The sequence below is a fragment of the Paludisphaera sp. genome (genome assembly GCF_037189885.1).
Classification (GTDB): domain Bacteria; phylum Planctomycetota; class Planctomycetia; order Isosphaerales; family Isosphaeraceae; genus Paludisphaera.
This window is the reverse complement of the sequence record NZ_JBBCIR010000058.1, coordinates 38,256-63,876: the sequence shown is the minus strand read 5'-3', so window position 1 is coordinate 63,876 and position 25,621 is coordinate 38,256. Positions and strand designations below refer to the sequence as shown.

At 70.9% G+C, this 25,621-nt stretch carries 14 protein-coding genes; 7 read left to right on the top strand and 7 right to left on the bottom strand.

The features are described from left to right. Positions 1-666: 666 nt before the first annotated feature. The 4 genes from WG209_RS16895 to WG209_RS16880 all read left to right on the top strand — a co-directional run bounded on the left by WG209_RS16895 (position 667) and on the right by WG209_RS16880 (position 6,176). Complete coding sequence (locus WG209_RS16895) at positions 667-2,262, top strand: replication initiator protein A (RefSeq protein WP_337176249.1); 1,596 nt, start codon at positions 667-669, stop codon at positions 2,260-2,262. 369 nt (positions 2,263-2,631) lie between these two features. Further along, positions 2,632-3,969 carry a hypothetical protein gene (locus WG209_RS16890; RefSeq protein WP_337176248.1) on the top strand — a complete coding sequence of 446 codons (1,338 nt, stop codon included), beginning with the start codon at positions 2,632-2,634 and terminating at the stop codon, positions 3,967-3,969. 59 nt (positions 3,970-4,028) lie between these two features. Next, on the top strand, positions 4,029-5,552 hold the full coding sequence (locus WG209_RS16885) for a hypothetical protein (RefSeq protein WP_337176247.1): 1,524 nt from the start codon (positions 4,029-4,031) through the stop codon (positions 5,550-5,552). A gap of 51 nt (positions 5,553-5,603) precedes the next feature. Further along, positions 5,604-6,176, top strand: a complete 573-nt coding sequence (locus tag WG209_RS16880; RefSeq protein ID WP_337176246.1) for a hypothetical protein — start codon at positions 5,604-5,606, stop codon at positions 6,174-6,176. A gap of 245 nt (positions 6,177-6,421) precedes the next feature. Here WG209_RS16880 and WG209_RS16875 read toward each other — a convergent pair whose 3' ends face one another. Continuing rightward, positions 6,422-6,889, bottom strand: coding sequence for a hypothetical protein (locus tag WG209_RS16875; protein ID WP_337176245.1), 468 nt, complete (start codon positions 6,887-6,889; stop codon positions 6,422-6,424). Positions 6,890-7,002: 113 nt separating this feature from the next. Continuing rightward, the gene (locus tag WG209_RS16870) at positions 7,003-7,875 is read right to left on the bottom strand and encodes a ParA family protein (protein ID WP_337176244.1); all 873 of its coding nucleotides are present in this window, start codon (positions 7,873-7,875) and stop codon (positions 7,003-7,005) included. A gap of 1,856 nt (positions 7,876-9,731) precedes the next feature. Between WG209_RS16870 and WG209_RS16865 the strand changes: the two genes are divergently transcribed. Further along, positions 9,732-19,715, top strand: coding sequence for an Ig-like domain-containing protein (locus tag WG209_RS16865; protein ID WP_337176243.1), 9,984 nt, complete (start codon positions 9,732-9,734; stop codon positions 19,713-19,715). On the opposite strand, the gene WG209_RS16860 is transcribed toward WG209_RS16865, so the two are convergent. Beyond that, entirely contained in the window at positions 19,651-21,393 is a 1,743-nt protein-coding gene (locus WG209_RS16860) for a hypothetical protein (protein ID WP_337176242.1), read from the bottom strand. The genes WG209_RS16865 and WG209_RS16860 overlap by 65 nt on opposite strands. A 464-nt stretch (positions 21,394-21,857) precedes the next feature. On the opposite strand from WG209_RS16860, the gene WG209_RS16855 reads away from it, so the two are divergent. Next, positions 21,858-22,781 carry an MBL fold metallo-hydrolase gene (locus WG209_RS16855; protein ID WP_337176241.1) on the top strand — a complete coding sequence of 308 codons (924 nt, stop codon included), beginning with the start codon at positions 21,858-21,860 and terminating at the stop codon, positions 22,779-22,781. 115 nt (positions 22,782-22,896) lie between these two features. Continuing rightward, positions 22,897-23,295 carry a DUF559 domain-containing protein gene (locus WG209_RS16850; RefSeq protein ID WP_337176240.1) on the top strand — a complete coding sequence of 133 codons (399 nt, stop codon included), beginning with the start codon at positions 22,897-22,899 and terminating at the stop codon, positions 23,293-23,295. Positions 23,296-23,635: 340 nt separating this feature from the next. Here WG209_RS16850 and WG209_RS16845 read toward each other — a convergent pair whose 3' ends face one another. The 4 genes from WG209_RS16845 to WG209_RS16830 are packed head-to-tail and all read right to left on the bottom strand — an operon-like array spanning position 23,636 to position 25,434. Then, on the bottom strand, positions 23,636-24,097 hold the full coding sequence (locus WG209_RS16845) for a phage holin family protein (RefSeq protein WP_337176239.1): 462 nt from the start codon (positions 24,095-24,097) through the stop codon (positions 23,636-23,638). Continuing rightward, positions 24,076-24,357 (bottom strand): hypothetical protein, encoded by a 282-nt coding sequence (locus WG209_RS16840; RefSeq protein ID WP_337176238.1) that lies wholly within the window; start codon positions 24,355-24,357, stop codon positions 24,076-24,078. Before WG209_RS16840 ends, WG209_RS16845 begins: the two co-directional genes overlap by 22 nt. Before the next feature lie 43 nt (positions 24,358-24,400). Beyond that, entirely contained in the window at positions 24,401-24,949 is a 549-nt protein-coding gene (locus WG209_RS16835) for a hypothetical protein (protein WP_337176237.1), read from the bottom strand. After that, entirely contained in the window at positions 24,946-25,434 is a 489-nt protein-coding gene (locus WG209_RS16830; protein WP_337176236.1) for a CBS domain-containing protein, read from the bottom strand. The genes WG209_RS16835 and WG209_RS16830 overlap by 4 nt, the downstream gene beginning before the upstream one ends. Positions 25,435-25,621 lie beyond the last annotated feature (187 nt).

Sequence of the window (25,621 nt, the reverse complement as noted above, 5' to 3'; positions counted from 1 at the left end):
AAACGCGCCATGTTTCCCCGATCCCACGCGCCGGCCGTGCACCCACGATTAACCGGACATGCTTCGCCCCCCCGGCCCGCCCGGCTACCGATCAACCGGACATACTTCCGCCCCGCGGCCGCCCCCGGGCGCGGAAGTCCACCACGATTAACCGGACATACTCCCGCGCGGCTCCAGGCTGGCTCCGACCGGCATTCGCCCCCCCCGTCGGCGCGTCCTCCCCCTCCTCGCGCGCCCGACGCCGCGTCGGGGCGACTTACGACTGACCATTCGATCACGCCGATTCATGGCGCATACTTCCGGGGTGGACGCCCGGCCCGCCCATCCGATCACTACCGATGTTCGAACCCTAGTGGACCGGCGACCATGCCGATCGACCGAGCATGGTTCGGGGTCGTTTCCCCGATTAACCGGGCATACTTCCCACGATCAACCGGACATACTTCGGGCCTGCACTCACGATCAACCGGACATACCACTAGCGATTAACGGGACATACTTAGCCTCTGTAAGTTCTTGATTGACATGGCCTTGCGATGCTGAGAATTTGTTTCTAGACTCTTGTTCTAGACAGAAAGACAACAACACGGCGGCGGGCCGCCCCTGGTGTTGTTCTCTTCCTGGTTCGGATGGAAGACAGGAAGGCCGGGTCCGGGACGGATCTCGATGCGACAGCCTCTGAAGGCGAACGCCGGGAGCATCGGGATGGCGGAGCTGGGGTTCACGTTCGAGGACGACGACGAGGCCGTCGAGCCGATGGCCGGGCGCGAGTCCGAGGGGGGGGCGTCGTGCGACGCCGGCTGGAAGGACGAGCTGAACCTCGCCGAGTTCCCGATCGCCGCGCTGTCGGACCGGATCCCGGACGGCCAGACGACCCTGGTCTTCGAGGACCGGCTGGAGCCGCGGGACAGCCCGCCGATCGTCCGCCGGCTGACGATCATGGGGACGCACAAGCACGGCCTGCCGACCTCGCTGGACGACGAGGTTTTGGTCGGGCTGATCCAGCTCACCAAGCGTCGGAGCAACTTCACCGACGCCCGCGTGCCGTTCTCGCGGTATGAGCTGATCGAGCTGCTGGGATGGCCCCAGAGCGGCCAGAGCTATCGCCGCATCGAGGAGGCGCTTCACCGCTGGGTGGGCGTCGTCCTGATGTACGAGAACGCCTGGTGGGACAACACGGCCAAGAGCTGGGTCGACGAGCAGTTCCACGTCCTGGACAACGTCACGCTCTACGACCGCGAGCGCTGGCGGAAGACCTCGGCGCGGGCGAAGGCGAAGGCCGGCGGCAAGGCCGACAAGCCCCCCCTGCCCCTCTCCAGCTTCAAGTGGAACGACGTGATGTTCCAGTCGTTCCAGAGCGGCAACCTGAAGCAGCTCGACCTGGAGCTGTACCTCAAGCTGCGGCTGCCGACCACCAAGCGGATGTACCGCTTCCTGGACAAGCGGTTCTACCGCCGGAGCCGGCTGGAATTCGACCTCCGGACGCTCGCCTGCGAGCACATCGGCCTGAGCCGGACCTACGCCCCCACGGAGCTGAAGCGTCGGCTCAAGCCGGCCCTGGTCGAGCTGGAGCAGGTCGGGTTCCTGGAGCCGCTCCCGCCCGAGGAGCGCTACGCCCCCGTCAGCCGGGGGACGTGGCGGATCATCCTCGTGCGCGGCCGTCGCGACGGCGCGCCCGGCGACGACCCCGACCCCGACGACGGCCTCGGCGCCGCCGAGGCCCCGGACGACGCCCCGTCCGAGCTGGTGGAGGCCCTCCGCGCCCGCGGCGTGACGGCCAAGGCCGCGACCGACCTGGTCGGTGCCTGGCCGGCGGACCGCGTCCGGGCCAAGATCGAGGTCTTCGACTGGATGGTCGGCAACGGCGACAAGCGGGTGGGCAAGAACCCGGCCGGCTACCTCGTCGCCTCGATCCGGTCCGACTACCAGGACCCGCCCGACTTCCGCTCGGCGACCGCCGCCGTCGCGAAGCGCGAGCAGGCCGACCGCAAGGCCGCCGACGCGAAGGCCGACGCCGACGCCGCAGCCCGCGCCGAGGCCGACCGCGAGGCCCGCCTGAAAGCCGCCTGGGACGCCCTGCCCGCCGACCAGCGCGACGCCATCCTCGCCGCCGTGAAGGCCGAGAACCCCGGCCTCTCGCGCTGGAAGAAGATGCTCGAACCCCTCTGCCTCGCCGCCCTGGAGGCCCGCCTCCGCGACGGCGCCCCCGGCCCCGCCCCCGCCCAGCATTTCCTCTTCCCCGAGTCCGACCCCGCCGCCTGAGCGGGCCTTTCGGCGCGGACGTGCTTCCCCCCTCCGCGGGGGAAGGCGGTTCGCGCGACGGTCGGACGAGCATGACCCCGAGAGCGGGCGTTCCCGGACTTCGGGAGGCCGCCCCTCGTTCTGCCCGGCTTCCCGGTCATGCGACGCCGTTGGCCACCTTCGCGCCCGCGGAGGAGTGCGGCCGTCGCGAGAAATCCGCCACGTCGGTCGCGACGGCATGGCCGCCGCGTCCCGGCGAGTTTTCGCGCCGACGCGTCGAGTTCGTAAAAGATTTGCTTGGTCTCTTTGAATATGGGGGTACTATCGACGAAATCAATTCCGCATTGGAATAACTCGTTGAAACATGAGGAATCGCGGGGGGCGAACGGTATGAGAAGCATCGTCGCGGCGGGTTCCATGGTGGCCATGACCTTCGCCCTGGCCCTGGCGCCGGCCCGGGGCCAGGCGCCCTCGACCGACCGCAAGGCCGTCGGCGAGTCGGTCGCCGCGAGCCTCCGGGGCTGGCTGGACGGACTGGGGGCCGTGGGAGGGCGTCGGCCGATCCTCGCGGTCCTTCCGCCGGCCGACGCCGACGGGCGAATCCCCCTGTTCTTCGCGGAGACCTCGGCCTACCTGGAGGGGGAGGTCGTCGTGGCCGTCAGGAGCGCGGTGAAGGAACGGCTGGTCGTCTGGGGTCCGGGCACCCTCGGCGGCACGCTGAGGGACCAGGGAATCGACCCTCGCGAGGTCAAGCTCGCCGACGAGGCCGAGGTGCGAAGGCTCCTCGTCCGGATCGGGGCCGACGCCGCGTTGATCGGCCGGATGGAGCTGCCGGACATCGACGCCCTTCGCGAGGGGAACGCGCCCCCCTTCCGCCTGGTCTTCCGGGGGGTGACGCGGGATGACGGCGAGTCCGTCCCGGTCGCGGAGGTGAGCGCCGACCAGGAGGTGGTGGCCGCGCCCTGGGACGCCGGCCGGCTGAGCGGCCGGTTCGAGGTCGAGTTCCTGGTCAACGGCCAGCCCGTGAAGCTGACTCGTCACCCTCAATGCAACGACATGGTCGAGAACGTGTTCGTCGCCGATCTGGACCCTCGCGCCCACGTCAACGAGGACATGGCCGCCTCGTGCTCGTTCCGCGTCCGGAACCTGGGGGCGCCCGGGATCGGCCTGGTACACCCCAGGGACGCCGATCGGCTGTTCGGCGTGGTGTTGTCGGTCGACGGCTACAACGCGGTGATGGAGAGGCAGGCCGGCACGGGCGAGGTGTGGCAGTTCGTCAGGCGGGCCCCGGAGAACTCCTGCAAGTTCGTCCTCACCGGACCGGGCACGCGGATGGAACGCGCCGAGAAGGAGTATGGCTACCGCCTCGTCGCGGCGGAGGCGGAGGACGGGGCGTCCTGGGTCCTCAACGGCTTCCAGGAGGGTCCGAAACAGGCCAGGAAGTTCCTGCTCTCCACCAACGCCTCCCAGTGGGTCGCCGCGCGGGCCGGGGATCGCTCGGCCGTGGGCTGGATCACCGTGCACATCTTCGCTCAGCGACTGCCCGGGGACGCCCCCGCGGCCGGCGGGGCGTTCGGGGTGGGGGTCGTCGACGGGGACCAGGTCGCCCAGCGGACGTTCCCGGTCCAGGTGGACTGGTACCGCCGACCGGTCGAGAGCTGGCGGATCTATTACACCATCGGCGGCGACGGCGAGGAGATCGCCCGGGCGATCCCCATCGCCAGGTGAGCCGCCGCGGCATCCCTCGGAATCATCATCTCAGGCGATCCCCACCGGGAGGGCGAGGCATGGCGTTCGGTTCGATTTCGCGTCGACGGGTCGTCGGAGTGCTGGCCGTCGCGGCGGGCCTGGCGGGGGGGCGCGTGGAGGCGGCCCAGCTCGCCCAGCCCGCCCCGGGGCCGCGGCTGCGCATACTCATCGTCGGGGACCGCTGGGACGCGGGGGTCGGCAAGGACGTCGAGGTGAACATCGAGTCGACGGTCGCCACGTTCCGGACCAACATGAGGCCGGAGAGCTTCGAGATCCGCGCCCTGGGACGGGCGGAGTTCACGCGGGACGGGGTGCTGGGCGCGGTGGCCCGCGAGCCGATCGGGCCGGATGACGCCCTCATGGTGATGGTCATGGCCCACGGCGCCTTCGACCCGAGGTCGGGGGCCTACCTGCACATGGACGGCCGCGCGGCGCTGTTCGCCTCGGAGTTGTCGGCGGCGATCCGGGCGCGGGGCAACCGTCTAGGGGTGCTTCTGTACGAGTCTTGCCAGCAGGTCCGTCCGGTCCCCTTTCCCGGGCCGGCGGCCCGCGTGGGGGTGCCGCCCGAGGACATGTATCTCTTCCGGACCCTCTTCCTGGAGGCTCGCGGATATCTGGAGATGCACGCGGCCGAGCCCGGGCAATTGGCGTTGTGCCTCCCCAAGTTCGTCCAGCAGGGCATCCAGGACGCCGGCCACCGGGGCTCGCTCTTCACCCAGTGCTTCCTCGACGTCCTGAACCGGAACGCCGGCGAGAGGCATCGATCCTGGGAGTCCATCGCCGAGGAAGTGGCCGGGGACGTGGGCGCGCGGTTCGCCCAGGAATGGCCCAATGGGTTCCAGGTCGGGGGGGGCTTCGGGCCGATGGCGCGCGTCCAGAGGACGCAACGATCCCGGCTCCTCGCCCGCGCGCCCGCCTGGACCTCGTACTCCGACCGGGTCGGCCTCACCGTCGAGGAGACGGTTAACGCGGCGGAAGTCGTGGTCACGAGGGTCCATCCGGGGGGCCCGGCGGCCAGGCTGGCGGTCCCGTTCGCGCCGGGCGACACGATCTCCCGGATGGCGGGACGGCCGATCCAGACGCCGGCCGACTTCGCCGTCGCCGCCGACCAGGCGCCGCCGGGCCGGGCCGCGATCGGGGGCCGTCAGCTCGCGGGCGGCGCCGCGTTCGAGGTCGTCCTCGACCTGCCGAATGGGGGCCGCGCCCGGGAGCGGTTCGTCGAGCGCGGCCACGGGCGCCCCAAGGTCTTCTTCGGGGCGTCGCTGGTCCCGGACGCCCGGGGCGGGCTCCTGGTCGTGGCGACGGTCCCCGGGACCTTCGCGTGGGCGAACAACTACCGCCCGGGGACGCTGATCCAGCGCGTGGACGGCGCCCCCATCCTGACCAACGAGGACTTCGACCGGGCCATGACCCGGGCGGGCGACCGGATCCGCGTGGAGGGCATCAGCCGCAACGGGGTCCCCTACGACCAGGCGATCCGCGTCCGGAACGGCGTCGGGGCGGCCCCCCCCGTGGCTCCGGTCATCCAACCCGGCCCGGCCCCGACCGCCCGAGCTGGCTGACAGCCGCGATCGAACACGTCGGACGAGACGAATCCCGAGGAGCCTTCGCCCATGTGGATATTCAGACGGGCCGTCGACATGACCGGCTCGGGGATCATGCAATGGAACTTCAAGGTCGGGTTCCAATCCCTGATCGCCGCGAGCTTGCTCGGCGGGCTTTCTATCCAGAACATCAACTTCAACTGCCGTCACCCGGGACAGGACGACCCGACTCCGCCCGCCAGGGAGACGCGGCCCGAGCCCGCGCCGCCGCCCCGGGCGGCCCACCGGCCAGACCAGCGGCTCTGGGATCGCCTGGGTCTGACGGTGCAGGACGATGCCGAGGGGATAACGATCAAGCGGGTCGCGGTGCCCGCGGTGGCGGCGAATATCGCGACGATGACGCGGGTCACGCGGATCTCCGCGCGCGTCCCGGGCGTGGAAGGGCCGCGCGCGGAGATCCTGCCGGCCGAGGACGTGGCGGATGTCGAACAGGCCGAATCGGCCTTGAAGCGGGCGATCGAGGCCGGCGATTCGCGCGGGTTGTCGGAGATGTCGATCAGCCTCATGGTCGAGGAGCCGGGCCGACCGGCGCGGCTCAAGACGTTCCCGATCTCGCTGGGCCGGATGCTCCCCGGCCCTTGAGTCGCCGCCGGGCGTCGGCCACCGCCCCGCCGCGGGCGGCATCCCTCCCCCGACGGGCTGGGAAGTGGCGCCGGTCATAATTTTCGCGACCATGCTCCGGCCCGGGGCGGCGCCGCGTTTTGGAGAGGGGGCGGTGACGGGTCGCCTGGCGTGGGTCGCGACGGATGGTCTCGCGACGCGGGATGCGCCGGCCGGCTTGGGATCCGTCTCGCGGGGCCGATCCCCCCCGCCCCGCCCCGCCCTGGTCAGGCGGCGTCGTCTTCCTGGTCGCGGTCGGCGGCGTCGGCGTTGCGGCTGGAGCGGCGGTCGCGGGAGTCGTAGAGGACCATCGAGGCGACCAGCGGGCGCAGGAGGTCGTTGACGACCTCGGAGCGATCCTTGCCCATGTGGATCGCGTAGAGCCACAGCTTCTTGTCGACGTCCTCCTCGATCGCGAACATCCTCTGAACCCGCTTCGGCTTGGCGGGCTTGGCCCGGCTGGCGCGCGAGCGCGACGAGGAGGAGGACGAGGACGCGCGCGGCGTCGGCTCGGGCTCGGGCGTCGGCTCGGGGTCCGCCGGCTCGGCGACGGTCGGCGCGGGCACCTGGGCCTCGGCCGGGGCGGCCTGCCCGGAGATCCGGCGTTCGAACTCGGCCTCGGTCATGGTGGGTCGGGTCAGGCCGGTACGGCTCTCGGGGCCGGGGATGCCTCCGCGGCGGGTCGGGCTGCTCACTCGTCACCTCCCTCCGCCGCCGCGTCCGTCGGGCGCCGGGGTCTTCTGGGGGTCTCGCGACCGCGGCCGGGGCGCGGGCGACTATGGTCCAAGTATCGGTAGTGGGTCGGGCGTCAGGACGCCTCGCGCCATTCGGGGTCGGGCGTCTCGGCGACGTCGGGCGTCGGGTCTGTCGGCTCGATCGGGGCGGGCTCGTCGGCGGATCCCTCGCGACGTTCCAGGAACGCCCGCGCCGCGGCGCGGTAGGCGGTGGCCGCCGTCCCGAGGCGGTCGTAGTGGATCAGGGGGACGCCCCGCGCGTAGGCCTCGCGGAACTTCACCGAGGTCGGCACGACCAGGTCGTGGACGACCGGCCCGAAGTAGTTGCGCACCTCGACCTCGATCTGCTTCGAGACCAACGTCCGGTCGACGCGCGTGATCAGCACCCCGGAGATCGCCAACGCCCCGGCGTCGGTGAACTCCATGCGGAACTCGCTCACGGTCCGCACCAGATCCTCTAGCGCCCTCACGCCCGCCAGCGCCGCGACGCAGGGATCGATGGGGATGAGGATCTCGTTGACGGCGTAGAGGATGGCCACGTTCAGAGGGGTGAGGACCGGGCTGGTGTCGAAGATGACGACGTCGTAGCCGGTCAGCCCCTTCATCAGCCGACGGACGCGGAACTCGCGCCCCTGGCCCAGGCCCTGGACGCCTCCCATCTGATCCGAGCAGTTCCCCAGCCGGTCGCCCGGGGCGACCACGTCGAGGCCGGGATACTCGGTGGCGACCGCGACGTCGGCGAGCCCCGATCCTTCCAGGAGGGCGTCCGCCAGGCCGACGCCCGGCGCGCCCCTGGGGAAGTACCCGAGGGCCGCGTTGCCCGATGGGTCCGCGTCCACCAGCAGCACGCGGCGGTCCAGCTCGACAAGCGCCGCGGCCAGGTTGATGGCCGTCGTGCTCTTGCCGACCCCCCCCTTCGCGTTGGTGACGGCCACGCTCCTCATCATCCCCCCCCTGCCTTGCCTCGCGGGCTGTCCGCGCCTCGTCCGGAAAGCGGACGGAGGACACTACTTGCGTCATGACCTTGGCATGTCGGCCGGTCGATCGCATGGCATCGACGTTTCAAGCCGCCCAGGAGAATCGTTCCATGGGGAACTTGGTTCCTCGATCCATCGACATCTTGTTCTATCGGTCAACAGGTGCCTCGTCTCCTCGATTCCTCGGAAACTCGATGCCTTGGTGCCCACTCGCCAAGTTGCCATGTTGTCCATGTGCCCAGGGCAACAGGTGCCAAGCTCGATCCGGTGCCTTGGAATATTGGCAGGTTGGAACCTGGCTGCCTCGATCAACAAGGGCTATTGATGCCTTGAGGCATCTTCCAACAAGGTGGCTTGAGCCACCGGGAACTGGGACGACAGGTCGCTTGACGCCATGGCGAATAAGTCGCCTGGAAACCAAGTCAACAAGGAGCCTTGGAACATCGTGGCCTTCAAGACCTCGGAATCAAGGAAACCAAGCCGGCAAGACGCCGAGTTGCCAATGTTCCATGGCTTATTAACGGCCAAGGCGCCAGTTGGCCATGGCATGTTGGGGCCAAGGAACATCGATCGCCAATGCGCCGCGGCTGCCAGGACGCCTTGGCAACTTGGTTTCCTGGTGATTGATGCTCCCAGCTTTCAAGGGGCCTCGGCGGAATCGCGGCCAAGGGACCATTGTCCTGAGGGAACCTAGCTCCCCGGTTGCTCGCGGGCCGTGGCGGCATCGTAAGACTTGCCGCCAAGCCGTCAAGATCACGTCGCGACCTGGGGAGCATGGTCGACGATGTGACTTGAACGCAAGTCAACTCGGTCGACAAGTCGCCAATAAACCTTGGTGGCAAGTCGCCTGGCATGGCATGCAGTGCTTGAGACTTGAGGACAAGCCCATGGAGTCGTCAAGGCGATAGCGGCGACTTGTTGCCTTGGTTACAGGGTGGCTTGGAACCTTGGTCCCAAGATGCCGACGCGGCCGGGCCGCTCGCGGGCCTTGATGGATGGCCCGCCTGGAATCGGGGCCATGTGGCCCGCCCGACGACGCCTACTCCCTTAGTGAAATGGCGTCAAGGTGGCAAGTCGTCAAGGCGTCAAGCTCCCAGGACACACGGCGACCCAGGCAACAATGGTCCATGAAACCCGGCGATCAAGGTGGCCATGCCGCCAAGCTGCCTGGGCCAATGGATTTATTGCCGCCTGGTGAAATGGAGATGTCGGTGGCTTGGCTCCAAGGCATCAAGTTGCCAAGGTGCCTCGGCGAGTTGGTTTCAGGGCAAATAGGTATCCAGGAGGCTGTGCGTCCTTGCCTGTTGATGCACCAACGCGTCATGCTGATGGCGCCGCCTTGATGCCGTGGTGAATTGCTCTCAAGGTTGCGCGGGCCGCAAGGTCCCAACATGCCGGGGGGTTGCCCGGCGAATCGACGGGCTGGCGACGCGAGACGGGGGCTTGAGGGGGCGACCGAAGGAGGCGGGCCCGAGGAGGGGCGGGGCAGGGGAGGGTTGAAAAACATGGCCGAACACTTGACGGCAATGATGCATGATATCGATGATGGCGGGTGCGTTGATTATTGGGTGGGATGGTAGCGGTCGGGCGAGACGTGTTGAGTTGGGCGGGCGGGGCGGGGGGTAGGGATCTTTAGGAAGTTTGACTCTGGTCAGTCGAGCCGGCATGTTTTCCCGATTCATCTCAGATTCGCCCCTTGAGTCGACTGGGAAGAGCCGGGCAGGCCCAAAAACCGTCACATAGCGTCGCCGAAGCGAAGGCGAATCCTCCCCGCCGGGGAACCACCGGGGGGTCGGGATGAACAACTGAGATCTGGAGACTTGGTCATGCGCACGGGTGCAACGGACGTCGCCTCTCGTGGCCTTCGCAAAGGCCTTCGCCTCGACGCCCGGCTGAAGAAGGTCCGCCGGAAGCATCTCCGCCGTTGCGCCCTGGAGTGGCTGGAGGCGAGGACGCTGCTGGCGGTCCTGCCCGCGCCCCAGGCCGGCCAGTTCGTCGAGAACGCGATCAACCGGGCGGGCGGGAACGTGAGCAGCCCGACGGTGGCGGTGGACCGCTACAACCCGTGGCACCTGGTCTCGGTCTGGACCCGGAACGACCCGGACCTGGCGCCGGGCAACACGACCCGCGTCGAGGGGGCGTACTCCAACGACGGCGGCAAGACCTGGAACTCCCTGGGGACCTCGATCGCCCCCAGCGTGCGGACCGACCCGACCATCAAGCCGGGCCCCGGCATCAACACGGACTACAGGCAGACGCTCGACCCGCAGGTCGCCTTCGACAACCAGCACAACATCTACGTGCTGGTGCGGCAGGCCAACAACGACCTGAACACCTCCGGCGCGCTGGTGCTGAGGAAGTTCAGCTTCCAGGGGAGCGGCGAGGGGGTGGGGGCGCCGGTCCAGGACGGGGGCGACCGGGTGGTCCGCCAGTACGTCGTCGACCAGGTGTTCAACCCGACGCTGACGGTCGACGACAACCTGCCGTTCTTCCAGGATCCGGAGACCGGGCACGTCCAGACCAACCCCTACGCCGGGAACGTCTGGGTCGGCTGGAGCACGAGCGAGGCGCGGCCGACGGGCGTCTTCAACCAGGAAGGGTCGATCTGGAACCCCAACTCGATCCAGGTGGTCACGTCGTCCGACGGCGGCCTGACCTTCAGCGGCGCGACCCAGGCGAACAACCAGTCGCGCTGGACCGGGCAGGGGGGCGTCTTCGCGCTCGCCACGCCCAAGATCGTGGTGGGGCAGGGGAAGGCGGGCCCCGCGGCGCAGGCGGCGGCCAACGCCGGCGGCGGCGCCACGGTGATCTGGGACAACTTCGGGCGCGACGGCGCCAACGCCGGCAACACCGACGTCATCCCGGACCTGATCCAGTCCAACGCGGTCTCCGGGGCGCACACGTACACGATGCCGGGGGCGACCGGGGCGATCGCCAACGCCACCGGGTCCGCGGCGCCGTTCGGCGAGCAGACGACCGACTTCGCCATCCCGGTCTCGTTCGGGGGGGCGTTCGGGGCGCTGGCCAAGCTGACGGTCAACATGACCCTCCAGCAGGAGAACATGGCCTGGCTCCGCGCCGAGCTGATCGCTCCCGACGGCCGGTCGGTCCTGCTGTTCTCCAACGCCCAGGGGGTCAACGGCCAGGCCCCGCCGAACGACTACACGTTCGGCGTGACGGGGAAGAACCTCGGGATCGTCGGCGCCTTCAACCGGAACGAGACGGCCTACGGGATCGTCGGGTCGACGTTCGACGACGCGGCCCCGCGGAGCATCAACGACCGCGCCGGCGCCGGGACGGGCTACACGGGCCACTATCGCACCGAGGCCCAGCGCAACGGCAACGCCAACGGCCTGGCGAAGTTCAACGGGTCGACGGCCGCCCAGCTGACCGGGACCTGGACGCTGCGGTTCACGGCCTACGGCAACATCGGGACGTCGGACACGGCGCTGCTGTCCCAGCTCCGGAACCTCTCGCTGACGTTCACCGACGGCGTGGTCGCCGACGGCTCGGCGGAGACGGTCGCCACGACCCAGGTGCGCGGCAGCCAGAACGGGATGTACTCCCGCATCGCGTTCGCGGCCGGGATCCAGGGGATCGGCCCCGGGATCGACGCGGCGCAGGACAACACGCTGGGCTCGTTCAGCCAGCACCAGGGGCGGATCTACGTCACCTACACCGGCTTCCGGGCGATCGAGGTCGCCGGGGTGCGGAACCCGGGCGACAACACCGACATCTACCTCGTCACGTCGGACGACGGCGGCCGGACCTGGACCCCCCGCGGGATCGTCAACGACGACGACGGCGCGACCGACGGCTTCAGCGGCGCCAACGCCGACCCCCAGCGGGGCCCGGTCACCGGCCGTCCCCAGTTCCTCCCCCAGGTGGCCGTCGACCAGACGACCGGCTCGGTGGTGATGTCGTGGCGCGACGCCCGGCACGACCCGGCGCGGGCGCGGACGGCGGTGTACGTCGCGGCGAGCATCGACGGCGGCGCCACGTTCAGCGAGCAGTCGCACGCCAACCCGTCGCAGTCCTCCTTCGACCCCATCACCCGCCAGACGGTGAACCTCAACCCGGCGGGGGACAACCTGCGACTCCAGGAGCCCAGCCCCGCGGCCTTCGGGTACGGGACGCAGATGGGCCTGGCGGTCGGGGGCGGCCAGGTCTACATGGCCTGGGCGGGCAACCTGAACCGGTCGCACCTCAACAGCGCCAACGCCATCTGGGGCGACCCGCTGCGGACGTACGTCGCGCGGATGACGATCGCCGCCGGCCCGCGGGCGATCGACGGCACGAAGGGGCCGGTCGACACCAGCGCCGGCGTGTCGGTGAACTCGTTCATCGTGGAGTTCGACCGGCCGATCGACGCGCCGGGGTTCGCCCCGACATTCACGGCGGAGGACGTGAAGGTCTACTACCGCGGGACCTCCAACTCCGACCCGTACATCGAGATCGCGGCGACGTCGGTGACGCCGGTGGCCGCCAGCCTGGTCCCCGGGTTCGGCTACACGCGGTTCCTGGTGACGTTCCCGACCGGGACGGCGGTCGGCACCTATAGCTACGTGATCCGGCCCGAGGTCGGCGACCGGGTGCGCACCGTGCCCGGCGGCCTCGTCGGCGGGACGAGGTCCGGCAACCTGATGGACCAGGACGCCGACGGCGTGGCGGGGCAGGACCCGCTGACGAGGCCGTCGGGCGACCTGATGCAGGGCTACACGCCGGGCGACTACTTCTCGACGCCCGAGCTGGCCCGCGTCTTCCAGACCTGGTCCAACGCGGCCGGCGGCCCCGCGACGCCGGGCTCGCTGGTGGCGCAGATCCTCGGCTCCAGGATCGCGGCGACGAGCCTCCCCATCATCCTGCCGGGCGCGCACGCGATCGCCTCCGGGGCCGAGAACGACGGGGGGTCGCCCGAGAACCTGGTCCTCAACAAGTCGACCAGCTACCTGTCGGTCACCTTCGACCGGCCGATCCGCGCGGCCACCTTCACGCCGGCCGACGTGCTCCGGCTCATGGGGCCGACCGGGTCGCTGACCGGGAGGCAGTACTTCCAGGCGGACCGGGGCGGCCGGGCGATCCCCGCGCCGGCGTCGGCGACCGTGCCCGGGATCCTGGAGTCGACGCTCACGGTGCCGTCGTACTTCGGGTCGACGTTCGTCGCCTCCGACCTGACGGTGACCGTCAGCGCGACGTTCCCGACCCTGGCCGGGCTGAGCCTGGAGCTGGTCTCCCCGACCGGCGCCACGGTGCCGCTGGTCGCGGCCGGCGGGCTGCGGGGGGCGGACCTGACGAACACGGTGTTCGACGACGCGGCCGCGCGGTCGATCACCAACGGGACGGCCCCCTACACCGGATCGTTCCGGCCGGCGACGGGCTCGCTGTCGGCGCTCGCCGGCGCCTCGATCCAGGGGACGTGGACGCTGCGGGTGATCAACACGGCGGCGCGCACGGTCGGCACGCTGACCGGCTGGTCGCTGGGCGCCACGCCGACGATCCGCGTCGAGCCCGTCTCGCCGACGACGGCCGGTGGCCAGCAGGTCGCCTCGACGTTCCGGATCCACTTCCCGACGCAGGTGCTGAGCGGGACGTACACGGTCCAGCTCGGATCGGACATCACCGACGTCAACGGCCAGCGGCTCGACCGGAGCCTCAACGCCGGGCTCGACGTCCGTCGCGGCGACGCGGACCGGGTGCCGGTCGCGGCGGTGAGCTACGGCTCGGGCGTCGTCAACCAGCCGCTGGCCGGCGGGGCGCTGACGTCGACGGTCCAGGTCCCCGACAACTTCATCGTGCAGGGGACGACGACCACGGCGGGGGTCTCGGGCCTCCGGCTGCTGCTGAGCCTCTCCTCGCCGGACGTGAGCAAGCTGCGGGCGACGCTGACGCACAACGGCGTGTCGGTCGTCCTGTTCGCGAGCCTGGTGCAGGGGACGAACTCCGGCGGGTTCACGAACGTCATCTTCGACGACCGGGCCGCCACGCCGATCAGCCAGGCGTCGCCGCCGTACACCGGCGCCTCGTTCAACCCGCTGCTGCCGCTACTCAGCGGCGGGTTCGAGGGCGCGACCTCGGGGGGCGACTGGGAGCTGACGATCGAGGGGACCGAGCCCGGCGCCTCGGCCTTGCTGTCGAGCTGGACGCTCCTGTTCCAGAAGCCGCTGCCGACCTCCGGGCTGGGCGAGGCGGTCGCCGACCAGACGAGCCTGAGCTTCCGCGTCTTCCAGACCGACGTGGCGAACGCCCTGTCGCACAACACCTGGACCTCCGTCGGCGCGGCCTCGGTCCTGCCCGGCGCCACGACCGGCTCGGCCGGCCAGGTGACGGCGATCGCGCAGGACCCGTCCGACCCGACGGGCAACACCTTCTACATCGGCGGGGCCAGCGGCGGCGTCTGGAAGACGACCAACTTCCTGACCGACGACCCCGGCGGCCCGACCTACATCCCGCTGACCGACTTCGGCCCGGCCGCCGGCCTGAACATCGGCGCGATCACCGTCTTCCCGCGCAACAACGACCCGCGGCAGTCGATCGTGATCGCCGCGACCGGCAACGTGGCGCTGGGGGGCAACGGGGTCGGGTTCCTGATGTCGATGGACGGCGGCGCCACCTGGAAGCTGCTGGACAGCACGACCAACGTCGACGCCTCCGGCATGCCGCTGCCGCTGAACTCCGCGTCCCGCGACCGCGCCTTCGTCGGCGCGAGCGTCTACAAGGTGGTGGTCGACCCCAGGCTGACCCTCCAGGGCCAGGTCATCATCTACGCGGCGCTGACCGGGCCCAACGGCGGCCTGTGGCGGAGCACCGACACGGGCGACCACTGGACGCTGATGCGGGCGGGGCAGGCCACCGACGTGGTCCTCGACCCGACCAGCAACACCGGCGGCGGCACCGACCCCAACCTGCTGAGGCTCTACGCGGGCTTCGCCAACGAGGGGGTCTACCTCAGCCCGAACCGGGGCCAGAACTGGAACCCGCTGAGCGGCAACGTCGGCAACCCGCTGCTGATCGACGTGTTCGACGACAGGCCCGTCGGCGTGGCGACGATCGGCCCCGGGCCGATGGGCGCCGGCGGTAGGGTCATCCTGGGCAAGCCGGCCCTGACCGGCAACGCGAACCAGGACCTGCTCTACGCCGGCTGGCTCTACGCGGCCGTCGGCGACGGCGGCGGCGGGCTCCGCGGCCTGTACATGACGAAGGACTTCGGCCAGAACTGGGTGCAGGTCCGCTTCCCGAACGCGCCGAGGGCCGACGGGACGGCGTTCGCCAACCCGGACAACAACGTCGGCCTCTACGTCTTCGACTACGACCTGACGACCGCGGGCCAGGCCCTCAGCCTGGAGGTCGACCCGGCCGACCCCAACGTCGTCTACCTCGGCGGGGCGCACGACCAGTCCACCTCGGCGATCATGCGGCTGGACGCCACCCGGATCTGGGACGCGTACAACCTGACGCTCTACTCGGCCATCTCGGGCGACGGCCTGAGCGACTGGCAGTCCACGGGCCCCGTCACGCCGGGCAACCGCGTCGACTCCCGGCCCAGCACGGTCCTCCCGGTGGCGAACGACCCGCCGGGGTTCCTGAACTACATCCGCGACCCGAACGACCCGTTCGCCGCCCCGGGCACCCGCTTCGTCAACAACCTCAACCAGCTCACCAACAACGGCGCCGGCGTCCGCTGGACCCCGTTCGACCCGCCGATCGGCCAGGGCCAGTCGCCGACGTATCAGCGGCTGGTCGCCATGATCGACCCGATGACGGGGATGACCCGGCTGATCTACGGCACCAACCGCGGCGTCTGGAGCGTCCTGGACGACGACGGCCGGATGCTCGCCGGCGAGAACGTCGGCACGGCCCCCGCGCCGGGGGCGAACCGCAACGGCAACCTGGCGATCGGCCAGTTCTACTACGGGGCCGTCCAGCCCAGCGCCCGGGCGCTGGCCTCCCACCTGAACTACGACCGGGCGCTGTTCTACGCCAGCAGCAACGACCAGTCGCAGTTCTCCGGCGGCGGCATCCTCGACAACGGCGACCTGAGCTGGGCGCCCACCCGGTTCCCGGTCTTCCCGCCGACGATGGAGGGCGTCAACGCCGGCGGCGTGGCGGTCGACCCCCAGGGCTCGGGGACGCTCTACCAGGCGTTCCAGTCGGGCACGATGCCGACCAACCTGGAGACGACGTTCTTCCGCGTCAACCACGTCGGCAGCACCTTCGGCCTGTTCCTCGGCGCCGGCGACCTGGCCCAGTGGAACGCCACGTCGGGGGCGACCTTCGCCGTCAACCCGGTGAGCGGCGACCAGATCGTCATCAGCTCGGCGACCGGCCGGATCTACTCCAGCACCGACCGGGGGGCGAACTGGTTCGAGATCGGCGCCCCGGGGACCTTCGGCAGCCCCGGCAACTACAGCGAGGCGCTGGCCTACGGGGCGCCCCAGCCCGGCGCCACGGTGGGCGACCTCGGCAACTTCATGTACGTCGGGACGGTCGGCGGCCGGATCTTCATGACCCAGACCGGCGGCGGCGGCCTGGGCAACGAGTGGCGCGAGGTCTCCGCCGGGCTCGACGGCTCGGCGATCCAGCGGATCGTCCCCAGCCCGACCCGCGGCGACCGCTCGGCCTACGCCGTCACGGCGGAGGGGGTCTACCGCATCGCCGACTCCGCCGCGGCGGACGCGACGTGGGTCCCGATCACGGGCAACCTCCGCGGGCTGTCGTTCTCGATCTTCGGCGAGACCTACTCGCTGAGCGACGCCGACCCGCTCCGGCAGACCCTGGCCCTCTCGGCCATGGCGGTCGACTGGCGGTACTCGATCCCCAACGCGCAGGGCGACCCGACCGGCGCCGGCCGGCACCCGGTCCTGTACGTCGCCGGCAACGCGGGGGTCTTCCGCTCGCTCGACAACGGCCTGACCTGGGCGCCCTTCCCGAACCAGGACGTCGACGGCGCCCAGGTCCGAGGGGGCCTGCTCCCGCGGGCCACGATCACCGACCTCGACCTGTCGCTGGGCGACATCAACCCGGCCACCGGCGTCCCGGACCTGATGGGCAAGCTGGACCCCTACGCCCCCAACCCGCACCTGCTGCCCAACGACCCGAACGTCCTGTACGCCACCACCTGGGGCCGCGGCGCCTACGCCATCCGCATGGCGCCGCTGATCCTCCCCGGCACGGCGCGGGTCAACCCGGCGAACGTCTCCGGCATCGCCCCGGACGGCACGCCCATCGTCAGAACGGCGTCCTTCGGGATCTCCGGCCTGAGCATGGCGAGCGGGTTCAACAACGCCACCCGGATCACGATCTACAGCGTGACCGACGGCCGGGTCGTCGCCGGCTTCAACCCGGCCAACGTCGCCGGGACGAACGTCCGGGCCAACTGGACGGACATCAACGGCGACTTCAACATCCAGATCCCCGACGACGCCTTCACGACCAACGGGACGAAGGTGCTGAGGATCCAGGCCACCGACGACACCGGCTCGGTCGGCAACGAGGTGACGATCACCCTCACGCTGGACGCGAACCTCCAGCCGCCGACCGTCCCGATCACGCCGACGCTGCGGCTCGACCCCGCGGACAACACCGGCCTGGTCCCGTCGGAGAACTACACCAGCCACGCGATCCCCGACATGCTCGGGATCACGTCCCGCAACGTGGCGGTCCGGCTGTTCTACTCGGGCGACGGCGGCGCCACCTGGCACCCCAGCCCGGCGACGACCAGCGACGCCAACGGCGCGTTCTCGCTGCCGCTGGCCGACATCAACGGCAACCGGCTGCCCGACGGGACGTACCGGGTGGCCGCCGCGGCGACCAACTCGCACGGCAACTCCCCGTTCAGCCCGATCACCGTGGTGCGGATCAAGACCCAGGCGCCGACGGCCGCGCCGACCCTCGCCCTCAACCCGGGCTACGACTCGGGGATCGTCGGCGACGGCATCACCAACATCCGCAAGCCGGTCTTCACCGGCTCGGTGGGGGCGGCCAACGGCGGCTCGACGGTCCGGATCTATCGCGCCGACGGGACGAACCCCAGCGGGCCGATCATCGCCCAGGCGAGGGCCGACGCGCAGGGCAACTTCTCGGTCCAGCTCCCGCTGTCGCTGGACAACGGCGTCATCACCCTGACGGCCACGGCCGTCGACCCCGCGGGGAACCTCGCCCCCGGCGCTGCCGCCCCGCTGACGGTCACGATCGTCACGACCGCGCTGGACTTCAGCGGCAACGCCCGCGACCACGGCGGCTCCTCGTCGATGTCGCTGGCGCAGGGGACGCTGCTGGTCCGCAACACCACGGCCGACCGGGGCCTGTGGTACGGCTGGCTCACCCCGCCGACCTACGTCTCCACCTGGTACCAGAACGGCGCCTCGGTCGGCGGCGCCGCGGAGGTCCCGATGGTCGGCGACTTCGACGCCGACGGCCGCGAGGACCTGGCGTCGTTCAACCGCTCGTCGCAGACGTGGTCGGTCGCCATGTCCGGCGGCGGCAACCTGTCGTTCGCCTTCGGCGCCGGCCCCAACTCGCTCCCGCTGGTCGGGAACTTCGACGGGGCGGGCGCGACGCAGTACGGCATCTTCGAGGTCCGCGACGGCGTCGGCGAGTGGCGGATGACCAGCGCGGGGGGCGGGTTCCGGACGTTCAGCTTCGGGCAAACCGGCGACTACCCGCTGACGGGCGACTTCCTCGGCAAGGGCTACGACCAGGCGGCCGTCTACCGGCCGGGCACCGGGCAGTTCCTGGTGTACGACCGCGACACGGGCACCTCCGACGTGATCGCCACGATGGCGCCCAACCAGATCCCGGTGCCGGGCTACTTCGAGAACCTGGCGTACCGCTGGCTGGGGCAGAAGTACCGGATGACCCCGGCCGTCTTCAACCCGGCGACGGGCGTCTTCACGATCGAGCGCCTGCCGAACTCGCCCTACCCGCGGACGGCCGTCTTCCGCCCCGGCGACATCCCCGCCTCGGGCGACTACGCCGGCGTGGGCTGGGACCTGCCGGTCGTGTACCGGCCGAGCGTCGGCAACTTCCTGGTGAAGAACGACCAGCGCCAGTCCAACGGCGTGGACGCGATCATCGCCCGGTTCCCGGGCGCCGTCACCGGGGCGGTCGTCCCGGTGGGAGCGCCGCTGGCGTACCGGACGCTCTCGGCCGCCGAGCTGCGGGGCGGCGTCTCGCCGCTGCCGATGCGGGGCTCCGGCTCGGGCTTCACGACGACCGAGATCGCCGCCCTGGCGATCGACCCGGCGGCCCTGGCCGCGGCCGCGACCGCGGCCCCCTCGACCGGCGACGTGGGCGGCGCCTCCCATGGGGCGGCCTCCTTCTTGCCGACGCTGGGGGTGGCGGAGTCGGGCCCGTCCGGCGCCCGCCGGCCGGTGTTCGTCGGGACGGCCACGCCGGGGACGACGGTGGCCCTGGCGGTGAACGCCGCGGGGCCGAGGGGCGCGAGGCGGGTGGGCGTGGCGACGGCGGACGCCGCCGGCTCGTACACCTTCCAGCTCCCGGCCGGGTTCCGGCTCGGCAAGTACACGCTGGTCGCCTCCTCGGAGGGGGCCGACGGGTCGACGACGCCGATCGCCTCGACCCGGTTCGAGATCAAGCCCGCGCCGCGGCTCCGGACGCCGGCCCTCGGCCGGTTCGCCCGGCCCGTGGCCCAGGCGGCCCGCGCCTCGGCGCCGGCGCCGGCCCTGGCCCGGGCGATCGTCGCCTCGGCGCCGGCCCCGGTCGCCCCGCCCTCGGCGGCCGACCCGATCAGCACCGCGATCGACTCGCTTGACGGGTCGCCGTTCGCTCGGATGCGGCGGAAGCCGAGCTGACCGACTCCCCGGAGCACGAGCCATCGCCCGGCCGGCGGCACGAGAGCAACCCTCTCGGGCCGTCGGCCTTTTTCTTTCCCAGGCCGGAGCACGCCGCCTCCACCTTGCGCCTCAGGCCGGGGTCGGCCGGCTGGGTCCGTTCGCGCGGGAAGGGATTGCATCGGGACCACGCAAGTTCCTCCCTGGAAACGACTTTCGCGGCGGTCGCCTTGGCTTCGTTCGCGCGATTCGCCCGCGAAACCGCGCGGCGGGATCCGCTCAGGAGGCGGATGGCGGCCGAGTCGGGCCCGTAGGGGGCGAGGGAGTCGCCGAACGCCGGGTCGACCCGGAACGCCGGCAGCGCCTCGTCCGGGTCGATCGCGACGGCCACGGGGGCCGGCCTGGTCGCCGGGGCCGTCGACTTCCGCGCGGCGGGCTTGCGCCTGACGGCCGGCGCGGGGGCGGGCTCGGCCGCGACGTGTTCGGCCGCGCCGGGCGCCGGCGTCTCCGGGGTCTCGACGGGCACTGGCTCGGGGGCCGGCGTGGGGGCCGGCCGGGGCTCGGGCTCGTGGGTCGTCGACGCCTCGGGCCGGTCGTCCGGGTCGATGGCCGAGGGAGGGGGGCAGGGGGGGGACGCGGGGCCGGGCTTGCCGGCGGGGGGCTTGGCGGGCTTCTTGTCCCTGTCCTTCTCCTTATCCTTCTCGCGGGCGGCGGCCTCCTTGCGGAGGCGGTTGAGGGTGTCGAGGGTGCGCATGAGTTCGCGCGAGCGGCAGGCCTGGAAGCGGCGGAGGCGTTCGGCGTCGTCGCCGGGGGAGAACGAGGCGCGTTCGGCGGTCTCGACGGCGTCGTCACCGTCGGCGGCCTCCAACTCGGCGATCCGGGCGTCGAGGCGCTCGATCTCGGCGGCCACGACGGCCAGCAGGTGGGCGACGCCCGATTCCTTGTCGGCCGGCCTGGGGGCGATGGCCCGCCAGAGCCGCCAGGCGCTGAAGGCCGGGTCGTCGTAGGGGGTGTGCTCCTGCATCATCTTCCAGAAGCGGACGCCCCAGCCTTCTTCGATGGCTTCCCAGGCGAGGAAGACCGCGTTGAGCGCCGGGTCGTCGATCCCGTCGAAGGGCTGCTTGCCCATCAGGCGGATGAACTTGAACTGGTCGAGATATGTCCAGGGTTCGTCGGCCAGGATGAGGCAGCGGATCTCGCCCCAGCGGTCGCGGAGCCAGCCGGCGCCCTCGGGGATGGTCTTCAGCTCGGCGACGAACGCCGCCGGGTCGTCGGCCCAGTCGGGGCCGGATCCGGGGACGATCCGCCTGCCGGCCATGTACAGGAGCTTGCGGCCCAGGTCGCAGACCTTCGCCGCGCGCCGCGCGCGGGCGCTGACCACGGCGCGACGGACGCGGCGGGCGAGCAGCGCCGTCTCGTGGCGTTCGGCCCGGTCGAGCGCCCACGACGCCTTGGCCGCGCGGGTGACGAGGTCGATCTCCACCGCGCCGACGGCCTGGTACGACTCGATCCAGTCCTGGATCCGCCGGCCCAACTCGGCGGCGTCCTCCTGCGGCAGCACCGGCGCGGCGACCGCCTTCGACCGCCGGCCGTGCTTCAGCGCGTTGAGCCGGCAGCGCGCCTTGCCGGCCTCCGTCTTCGGTCCGGTCGACTTCCGCGCGTTCTCCCGGTTCGTCCGCGCCCTGGCCTCGGTCGTCATGCGGTGCCTGCCTCTCCCCTGAGATGCGTTCGTGATGCCCTTCACGAGGACCGATGTCTACGAATCCGGGTTTGCGACGAAAATTCAACGAAAGATGAACGGATTGGGACGGAAAATGAGGAGGCTCGGGCCGCGTCGCGGTGTATAAGCCGCGGAGCAGGCGTGGGAAGCCCGCCCCACAAAGAAGAGGGCGACTGGCCCGAGTCTGTCCCCTCCCCCCCCGGGAGAGGGCGGCCGCGCCAGCGGCGCGGTGAGGGTCGACGCGCTGCGGAGATAGCGCCGGCCGCGCGAACTTTGAATCGCCGCTATCTCGACAATCCAACGGCCCTCACCCGGCCCTCCGGGCCACCCTCTCCCGGGGGGAGAGGGGACGCGCGTCTCGCGCTCGCCGCGTGACCGGCGCCCGCCGTCGGTGTACGATCGCCTTCCGGGGCTGACGATTACTGGCCGAGGGAGGGGGCGACATGCGAGGGGCACGATCCCGGCGGGAGTTCATGCGCGACGGGTCGATCGCGGCGGCGGCGCTGGCGGGCCTGTCGGCGGTGGACGCGAAGGGGGAGGATGGGGGAATGGTCGCTTATCTGTGCGTCACCTGCGGCACGCAGTACCCGGAGTCCGAGAAGCCGCCGGAGCATTGCCCGATCTGCGAGGATGAGCGGCAGTACGTCGGGCCGGACGGGCAGGAGTGGACGACGCTCGTCCAGCTCCACCGGACGCACAAGAACGTCATCAAGCAAGAGGAGGAGAACCTCCACTCGATCAACACCGAGCCCAGGCTGGGCATCGGCCAGCGCGCGTTCCTGATCCGCACGCCGGCGGGCAACGTGCTGTGGGACTGCGTCGGGCTGATCGACGACGCGACGGTCGCGCGGGTCAAGGAGCTGGGGGGGATCGCCGAGATCGCGATCTCGCACCCGCACTACTACACGACGATGGTCGAGTGGAGCCGGGCCTTCGGCGGCGTCCCCATCCACATCCACGAGGCCGAGCGCCCCTGGGTGATGCGGCCGGATCCCTGCGTCAAGTTCTGGAGCGGCGAGCGCCAGGAGATCCTCGGCGGGCTGCCCCTGATCCGCACCGGGGGCCACTTCGAGGGCTACCAGGTCCTCCTCTGGCCCGCCGGAGCGGAAGGCAAGGGCGCGCTCATGGCCGGCGACCAGCCGCAGATCTGCATGGACCCGAAGCAGGTCAGCTTCATGTGGAGCTATCCCAACTTCATCCCGCTCAACGCGTCGACGATCAAGCACGTCATGGCATGCCTGGAGCCGCTGGAGTACGACCGCGTCTACGGCGCGTTCGTCGTCCGCGGCAAGGGCGTCATCCCCACCGGCGGCAAGGAGGTCGTCCGGCGCTCGGCCGACCGCTACCTGCGGGCGATCCGGGGGTGACGGGGGGCGTAAGGCTCCGCGCGTATTCTTCCTTCAAGCGTCTCCCTTCTCCCCTCGTGGGAGAAGGTGGCCTGAAAGGCCGGATGAGGGGGCGCGCGACCGGGGGCCATCGACCGTGACCAACAGCCAGCCGCCGACTCCCGAGGAAAGGCCCCTTCGGATCGTAGACCGGGCACGTCGGCTACGCCGCGACATGACGCCCGCGGAGCGCCTCCTCTGGGCGGCGCTGCGGTCCAGGCGATGCGACGGCCTGAAGTTCCGCCGCCAGGTCCCGATGGGGCCGTTCGTCCTGGACTTCTTCGACGCCTCGCACAAACTCGTCCTGGAGATCGACGGGGACTATCACGAGCACGTCGCCGAATCCGACATGGCCCGACAGCGCGAACTGGAGCGCCGAGGGCTGACCGTGTTGCGTTACACGAATGAAGACGTGATGATCGATGTCGACGCGGTGACGAGGGGGATCGTGGCGTTCGTCCGCCAGATGGATGCCGGATGGACGACACGAAGTTGATGTGCCACCTTCTCCGCTCGTGGTGGTCCGTCGAAAGTAACGCCGAGGAGCCGTCCATCCTCCCTTCTCCCCTCGTGGGAGAAGGTGGCCGTAGGCCGGATGCGGGGGCGACCGGCCTCGCGTCCCCCGGCCCGCGAGGGACTCTCAGCGGACGCCTCTCGGTCGCGCCCCCCTCATCCGCCCCTCCGGGGCACCTTCGCCCACGAGGGGAGAAGGGGGATTCAAGCTGGATTCTCGCGGCGGCTCGCGAGCGGGCGCGCCTTGTCCAAACGCCGAGACGCCGCCGACCCTCGCGGGCCGCGGCGTCTCGGGGATAACCGTCGGATCGACGCGGCTCGTCTCAGCGTCCGCTGTGGGCGAGGGTCGTCTTGATCCAGGCGATGTTGCGCTGGAGTTCCTCGATGGAGCGCCGGAAGGTGGTGGCGCTGGATAGGAGGAGCCGGACGGAGATCACGCCCAGCAGCGCGACGAGGACCAGGGCGCCGAGGCCGGTGAGCATCAGCGCGACCGAGGTTTCCAGGTGGAACTTCTCGGCGATCCAGAGGGCCAGGCCGCCGATGATCGCGACGGTGCCGGCGACGGCCAGGAGCACGGCCACGACCAGGCCCGCGACGGCGGGGATGGCCTTGGTCAGGCTCTGGCGGGCGTCGGCCGCGGCGAGCTGGGATTGCAGGGAGGCCAGCGCCGCGATGTCGCCGCCGACGGAGCTGATGTTGTCGATCAGCCCGTCGCCCGGGCGGGCGAAGTGGCGGCCCGCGTTCGCGGCGCGGAAGCCCGGGTTCAGGAACGCTTGATGAGCCATCCGAGGAGGACCCCCACGGCTAGCGACGCGGCGACGGCCTTCACCGGGTGTGAGACGATGGCGTCCTCGAACGTCTGGCGATAGGGGTCGATGTAATCGCTGGCGTTCTCGTAGGCGTCGCGGGCGCGCCCGGCCACGTCGCCGTAGGCCTCGCGGGCGCGGTGGGCGACGTTCTCGCCCATCTCGCCGACGGCCTCGCGGGCGTCGTGCATCGATCCCCGGGCGCTGCCGGTCCATCCGCCGAACATCTGGGAACCCATGGCGATGCTCCTTTGCTCTTGAGGTGTCGCCGACGGCCGACGGTCAGGCCCCCCGGCGGGAGGCCCGCGCGGTCGCGGCGTCGTAGGCCCCGCCGGGGCGTCCCGCCGTCGCGGGCGGGAAGAGGTCGGCGGGGGGCTTGCGGTTCGGGTTCATCTGCTGCTTGAGCTGGTCTTCCAGCCACATGGCCGCGTAGGACTGGGCCGCCTGGCTGACCAGGGGCCAGGCCATCCCGATCCCCCAGCCCAGGAGCCGACGCCCCAGCGGCTTGGGGGGATCCGCCTTCACGACCCGGACGGGCTCCGGCCGGGAGAAGGCCGCCGCCAGCCGCGGCGCGGTCCTGGCGAGCGCCTCCGGCGGCAGCTCCTCCAGGGTCTCTTGCAAGCGACGGGCCTTCGACTTCTTCTTGCGCGGGACGAGGAAGAATCCCGCCACGAGGCCGACGCCGATGGCGATGTACGGGTGGTTGCGGATGGGCGCGCGCCAGTCTAGGGCCTCGCCGACGTCCTCGACGACGTTGGAGACGTCGGCGTGCATCTCGCGGCGGATCAGGGCCATCTGGCGGCGGATCTCGTCGACGTCGATCTTGTTCACGGTTGGCTCGCTCCGTCGGCGGGGGCCGGGGCGATCGTCCCGGGTAGGCTCGTCTCGTCGAGGCAGAGGCGGCGGGCCAGCTCGGCCCAGAAGATGAGGCCGGAGAGCAGCTCCTCGCCGTCGACCACCAGCGCCAGTCGCGAGCCGGCGGCCGACATCGCCTGGAGGACCTGGTCGACGGGCGCGTCGATGGAGACGGTCGGGAAGTCGGTCACCATGATCTCGGTGACGGGGCGTTCCGGCAGGGCGCCGGCGTCCGCGTCGCCCACGGCGAGGGCGACGTCGCGGTCGACCACGACGCCGATCGGCTTCCCCTCGTCGACGACCGGGATGACGTCGGTGTCCTGGTCCTTGAAGAACATGACGGCCTCGGTCACCGTGCTGAACGGCGAACAGGTGCGCGAGGCGGGCATCATGACGTCGGCGGCCGTCAGGGCCTCGGGCGTCTCGACGGGCGTGGTCGGGTCGATCGGGCCGGTACTCATGGATCACGGGCTCCTCGGGAAGACCCCGGCGACGGTCGGGCGCCGGTCGATGCCCCCGAATTGATGCAGATTCCATGCCAGCCGTCCGACCCCTTGCCCCGGCCGGCGGGTGTGGGTCCAATCGGGAGGGCGAATATCGAGGCCCTATTGTGGCGCGGGCGTCCCGCCCGCGCCACAACGAAGGGGG